General features: G+C 35.8%; 6 protein-coding genes. All 6 read left to right on the top strand.

Annotated features, from left to right (window positions below):
• Positions 1-345: 345 nt before the first annotated feature.
• The 6 genes from HNQ37_RS08165 to whiA all read left to right on the top strand — a co-directional run bounded on the left by HNQ37_RS08165 (position 346) and on the right by whiA (position 6,133).
• On the top strand, positions 346-657 hold the full coding sequence (locus HNQ37_RS08165; RefSeq protein ID WP_183541203.1) for a YhgE/Pip domain-containing protein: 312 nt from the start codon (positions 346-348) through the stop codon (positions 655-657).
• A gap of 440 nt (positions 658-1,097) precedes the next feature.
• A complete protein-coding gene (locus HNQ37_RS08160; protein ID WP_183541199.1) occupies positions 1,098-2,366 on the top strand; it encodes an RsmF rRNA methyltransferase first C-terminal domain-containing protein in 1,269 nt (422 codons plus the stop codon).
• Positions 2,359-3,348 carry a GNAT family N-acetyltransferase gene (locus HNQ37_RS08155; protein ID WP_183541196.1) on the top strand — a complete coding sequence of 330 codons (990 nt, stop codon included), beginning with the start codon at positions 2,359-2,361 and terminating at the stop codon, positions 3,346-3,348. The genes HNQ37_RS08160 and HNQ37_RS08155 overlap by 8 nt, the downstream gene beginning before the upstream one ends.
• A complete protein-coding gene (gene rapZ, locus HNQ37_RS08150; RefSeq protein ID WP_183541193.1) occupies positions 3,348-4,235 on the top strand; it encodes an RNase adapter RapZ in 888 nt (295 codons plus the stop codon). The genes HNQ37_RS08155 and rapZ overlap by 1 nt, the downstream gene beginning before the upstream one ends.
• 24 nt (positions 4,236-4,259) lie before the next feature.
• Complete coding sequence (locus tag HNQ37_RS08145; RefSeq protein WP_183541190.1) at positions 4,260-5,237, top strand: YvcK family protein; 978 nt, start codon at positions 4,260-4,262, stop codon at positions 5,235-5,237.
• Positions 5,234-6,133 (top strand): DNA-binding protein WhiA, encoded by a 900-nt coding sequence (whiA, locus tag HNQ37_RS08140; RefSeq protein WP_183541187.1) that lies wholly within the window; start codon positions 5,234-5,236, stop codon positions 6,131-6,133. The genes HNQ37_RS08145 and whiA overlap by 4 nt, the downstream gene beginning before the upstream one ends.
• The last annotated feature ends 119 nt before the right edge of the window (positions 6,134-6,252 follow it).

Genomic DNA, 6,252 nt, shown 5'->3' with positions numbered 1-6,252 from the left:
AGACTTGGATGAATCAATATCCAAGAAAAATGTTCAAGTATCAGACACCATTTCAGATGTATCGGGGTGGCTAAATTAAATTTGCAATTTGCCATAATTTAAAATTTAAATCAATAAATTAGACACAATGTTCAACATGGTTGCCTAAATAACAAATCTTATGAAAATGAAATGTAAAGATTTATATCTTCTCAGAACTGAGTTTTATAATAAATAATATCTCAATTAGGGGATGTTGAATGCTAAAAAAAGAATTTAAAGCCATACGTAATAGATTTTTTTTGTTGCTATGATCGCACTGGCATTGATTCCAGCAATATATAACTTTGTTTTCCTTGACTCTTTATGAAATTCATATGGTCAATTGAAGTGCTCTCAGTTTCTGTTGAAAATTTGGACAAATTGTCTAAATTAGAAGGGAAGATGCTTGATTTAAGAGATCAAGTGATTAAGAAAATGAAGGCAACAAAAGATTTAGGTTATAAGTTTGTCTCTAGAAATACAGCCTTAAAGAGTCTATCTGATGGGAATTATTATATGACAGTTACTTTTCCTGCAGATTTTTCATCAAGTGCTGCGTCTCGTGACAACCAATCCTCAAAAAGTGACAGTATGGGTTTAAACTATAATCTTGGCAGATGGAGTAAAAAATTATAAATTGGGTGTTTCCACAATAACACCTGCTTTGGACTCTAGAATGAAAAGTATTTAGGAAAATTGAAAAAATAAACATCTAAAGTATCAAACATTTATTTTTTAACTTTCCAATATCTTTTTCAAATTCTATTTCAGAATTACCCGATTTTCACAGTTACTATTGAGCCACTATAATTAAATGCAAATCTACACATAATCACCATCATCATAGCCAAATCGTTATTAAAAAATTTAGATCAGATTATTCGATTCAAATTTCTAGTTAATTATGTCTTTAAACTTTTCTTTCTAACGGAAATTATTTTAGAGGCAGTAGTTAACAGATCTATTGAATTGGTAATTTTAAATAGTATATTTTTAGGGTTTAGAAAACTATTAGATTATGGCTTTTGTTTTACAGTAACTTCTTATGAGGGTCTTTTTCTGTTATAATTCTAATAATGAAGCTTCCAATTGAATTTAGTAAAAAATATGAAAAAATTCTCAAATCTGATTTTCAAAGATTTGTTGAAACTTTTGATGAAATACCCATCTCTGCTTTTCGTGTGAATCCTTTGAAAAAAATAGAAGTAGAAGCAGAAAAAATCGAAGATTCTGATTTTGGTTATTATGGCAAAATTTCTGGAAAATCTAAAGAATTTTTAGTTGGAGAGATTTACTCTCAAGAACCAGCAGCCCAGATGGTTGGTCAGATTGCCAGGCCAGAACAAGACATGCGTGTACTGGACCTCTGTGCTGCACCTGGAGGTAAGTCTTCACATTTACTCTCTTATCTCGGAAATACAGGACTTCTGGTCTCAAATGATATTTCAACAAAAAGAAGCAAGATTTTAGTTGAAAATCTAGAACGATGGGGCAATCGCAATAATATTATCTTGAACGAGAGTCCGGATAAACTGGCAGATGTATTTTCTGCATTCTTTGACATGATTGTTATTGATGCACCTTGCTCGGGTGAAGGGATGTTTCGTAAAGATCCAGATGCAATGTCTTATTGGTCACCAAAATATGTTGAAGAATGTGTCAGTCGTCAGAAGAAAATTCTTTCTGAGGCGATGAAAATGTTGGCACCAACGGGTGTAATTGTTTACTCGACTTGCACATGGTCGCCTGAGGAAGATGAAGAAATGGTTGCTTGGTTGCTAAATGAATATCCAAACTTAGCACTTGAATTTGAGAAGAAATATTGGCCATTTGAGTTCAAGGGAGAGGGACAATTTCTTGCCCGTTTTCGCAATAATGATGATAGCTTGGTAAAGAAGAGTAAGTTTAGGATGGTGAAGTCAAACCTAAACTCAGAGCAATTGAAGCTTTGGAAAGTTTTTCGTACAAGAAGTTTGAATTTTGAACCCAAAGGCATACTTCAAGCTTTTGGTGATAATCTCTTTCTTTTGCCAGAAAGTCTACCTGATTTATCAAAATTAAGAATTGCAAGAAATGGTCTCCACATTGGAGTTTTCAAGAAAAATCGCTTTGAGCCAAGTTATGCATTAGGGATAGCTCTCAATAAAAATGATTCAAAGCAAGAAATTGAACTAACTGATGAAGAAGTCATTGGGTACGCCAAAGGTAATCCTATAATCAAAGACAAGAATCTTCCAAATGGTTGGACCCATTTGCTGTCAGATGGTCATGGCTTTGGCTTTTCTAAGTATGTTGATGGAATGCTTAAAAATAATTATCCGAAAGGCCTGAGAATTCATGGATGACATTAATGAAAATGACTTGAGAGAACTCAGAAAAATTACAGAATATTGTTTCCCAAGATCTCGGATTATTAAGCCAAGCGTTTTCGAAACAGCCTTAGAATTTTCAACTCCTTACTTTGAAAGAGTTGGTGAAAAGATAGCTTCATCAATTTTAGACTTGAATTTTGAGATTTTTTGGAAGGATCAAATCGTTCAAATGGCAGGAATTGGTTGTGTGTCCACTTATCCGGAATATCGTGGGGCGGGACTTGTTCGTTACCTGATGACTAAAATTCTTCAAGACGAGTATAAAAGAAAAACAGTTATCTCTTATTTGGAACCTTTTTCTGCAAAATTCTATGAGAAATTTGGTTATAAAGTTGCTTTTTATGAAAAAATTTATAAGATAAGGATGGCTGAATTTCCAAAAGGAAGTAAAGCTAAAATTACGCGTTTAAGCCTTGATGACGCCTTAACTTATTTACAAAATATTCATGAAAAAGATCAGAGTTTGGGATCACTGAGAAGAACTAAGATACAATGGGAATACTACTTTAAACTTCGTAGCCAGCCAAAAGTTGCTCTGGCAGGAAATGAAGGTTATTTGCTCTATTCTTTTGATAATGATAAGTTTGTTATTGAAGAGTTGGTCACTTTGACGGATGAAGCCCGCCAAGCACTCTTTTACTTTATCAGCTCTCATTCCTCATATGAAATGATTGTCTATAAGGCACCTGGTCAGGAAAATCTTGAGGTTGAAGTACCTGAACCTACACATATGAATATTCAGCTTCATCCAAATATGATGGCGAGAATTATCAATTTAAAGGAATTCTTCCGCATTAACGGAGAACCTTATTTCAGAGTCGAGATCTTGGATCCAATCCTCTCAGAGAACAATGGTGTTTATGGACCTGAAGGCCCAGTTATAAAAATGACAATAGGTGAGTTCACTTCCAAAGTCATTGCTGAGGAAAAAGCGATTATTAGAGAGGTATTTTAATGTCAGAAAAATTAAATCTTGTGATCATTACAGGGCTTTCAGGGGCTGGTAAGACGGTTGCGATTCAATCTTTTGAGGATTTAGGCTACTTTACCGTTGATAATATGCCACCCAATTTGATTACAAAATTTGTTGAGCTCATAGCAAAAGATTCTGGAAGTATCAATAAGCTAGCTTTAGTTGTTGATATGCGAAGTCGTACTTTTTTTGATCATGTTCAAGAGATTGTGGTAAATTTGGTTGACGATAGTCGTGTTAATTTTAGGCTTCTTTTTCTAGATGCTAGTGATGAAGAATTAGTCGCTCGTTATAAGGAAACTCGCCGTAGCCACCCATTGGCTCAAGAGGAACCGACCTTGAGTGGAATTATGAGGGAAAGAGAAATTTTAGATCCTTTCAAAGGCTTAGCAAATTATATCATTGATACTTCCTATCTTTCACCGAGACAGCTACGTGGTGAGATTCAGAGAATTTTTTCAGGTGACCAGAGTAATACCTATCGTATTGAAGTGATATCCTTTGGCTTCAAGTATGGGATCCCGCTTGATGCTGACTTAGTTTTTGATGTTCGTTTTCTACCAAACCCCTACTATAATCCAGAATTGAGAAATTTGACAGGAATGGATCGGGCAGTTTATGATTATGTAATGGATAATGACGCCTCAAAGTTATTCTATATACAACTGATGAATCTCATAGTTCCTCTCTTGCCAGCTTATGAAAAAGAAGGAAAGTCAGTTTTGACTATAGCATTTGGTTGTACGGGAGGGCAACATCGCTCTGTTGCTTTTGCCGAGAGAGTTTACAAAGCCTTGAAGCCTGATTGGCATGTTAATGTGTTTCATCGAGACAAGGATAAACGTAAGGAAACAGTTAATCGTTCTTAAGCATTCACGATAAGGAAGTAAAATATGAAAAAGCCCAAGATAGTTGTAATTGGTGGCGGCACGGGAATTCCAGTAATCCTTAATTCTTTACGCAGGGAAAATGTTGAACTTACCGCAATTGTGACAGTGGCTGATGATGGTGGTTCATCTGGTAAGTTGCGCTCAGCTATTGATATCGTACCACCTGGTGATTTGAGAAATGTTCTCATCGCCATGTCAGATATGCCTCGCTTTTATGAGAAAATTTTCCAATACAGGTTTAATGAAGCAGATGGTCCACTTTCAGGACATCCACTAGGAAATCTCATAATTGCAGGAGTTTCTGAGATGCGTGGTTCAACTTACAATGCCATTCAAATGTTGACACAATTTTTCCATACGGATGGGAAAATATATCCTGCCAGCGAGAAAGCCTTAACCTTACATGCTGTATTTAAAGATGGATTTGATATTGAAGGTGAGTCTCACATTGCTGAACATAAGGGATTGATTGATCATGTTTACGTGGAGGAAACGGCAACGGGGAAAGTCCCTGTTGCTTCTCGAAACGTGGTTCAATCTATTTTTGATGCTGATACTATTGTGTTGGGACCTGGATCTCTTTTCACTTCAATCTTGCCAAGCTTAGTAATTCCTGAGATAGGGGAAGCTCTTCGCAAGACTCAAGCTAAAGTAATTTATGTTTGCAACATTATGACTCAGCGCGGAGAAACTGAGCATTTTTCTGATTCTGACCATGTCCGAGTTTTACATGAGCATCTCAAAATGAAATTCATTGACACGGTTTTGATCAATGGAGAACCTGTTCCTAAAGAATATATGAATTCAAATAAATTTGATGAGTATCTGGTGCAGGTAACGCACGATTTCAAAGGTCTTAAGAAAGAAGGCGTACGAATTATAACCAACAATTTTCTAGAATTACGTAATGGGGGTGCCTTCCACAATGGGAAAGCAGTATGTGAAGAAATTCTTAGAATCAATGAGTATCGTAACAAATGACTTTTAGCTCGGAACTTAAAAAGGAACTAACATTGATGCCTGCAACCACTGGAACCTTAATGGCACTTGTACGTATGAATGGTAGTCTAGGCATTGGCCGACAGCTCACTCTCTCAATACCAACTGAGAACTCAGCTATTGCTCAATACATTTATAAGGCTTTAAATGAACTTTTTGAGCTACGAGCAGAGTTACAGGTTTACCAAAAATCAAACCTCTCAAAAAATCGTGTTTACAATGTTTTTCTTGAAGAAAATGTATCAGATCTCCTTTCAGAATTAGCTATAGCTGACTCACTTATGCTTGATTCTGGAATACCTGAAATTGTTAAGGAAGATGAATTGCTCCAAGCAGACTATCTCCGTGGGGCATTCTTGTCTTCTGGTACGATCAGTAATATTGAAAAACCAAATTATCAGTTGTCTATTCGAAATGTTTATCAAGAGCACGCTCAAGACCTAATGAGTTTGCTGAAAAATTATGGGCTTGAAGCAAAGGTGACAGAACAAAGAGGACGCTACTTGACCTATCTCACCCAAGCTGAGCAGATTGCTGATTTTATTACTTTGATTGGTGCAATGAGTTCTAGGCTAGAGTTTGAAAACCAGAAGATAGTGCATGAGATGAGAGGATTGGCCAATCGTCAATCGAATTTTCAATCAGCGAATATCAGTAAGACGGTAGAAGCTTCTCAACAAGTTATCAAAGCGATTCAAGACTTAGCGGAAAATGATGAGTTACCAACAAGTTACATTAAGCTGGCTCAACTTAGACTTGATTATCCTGAGGCGAGTTTAATGGAGTTGGGGAAAATGCATGATCCTATATTGAGTAAGTCCGCAGTGAATCATCGCTTTAGAAAAATCTTAGAATTAGCCAAAGACTTTCAGAAATAATTTCATTTATATAGTTAAAATATCATGGCAAATTGTAAAATTAGTTTAGCCACCTGAAGCAAGAAAAAAACACCTGAATTTCTTATACTTGAATTTGAAAGAAGACAAGTAGAAAAGGA

The sequence above is a fragment of the Lactovum miscens genome (assembly GCF_014202895.1).
Classification (GTDB): domain Bacteria; phylum Bacillota; class Bacilli; order Lactobacillales; family Streptococcaceae; genus Lactovum; species Lactovum miscens.
The sequence above is the reverse complement of the archived record's forward strand: the minus strand, read 5'-3'. Positions and strand labels throughout refer to the sequence as shown.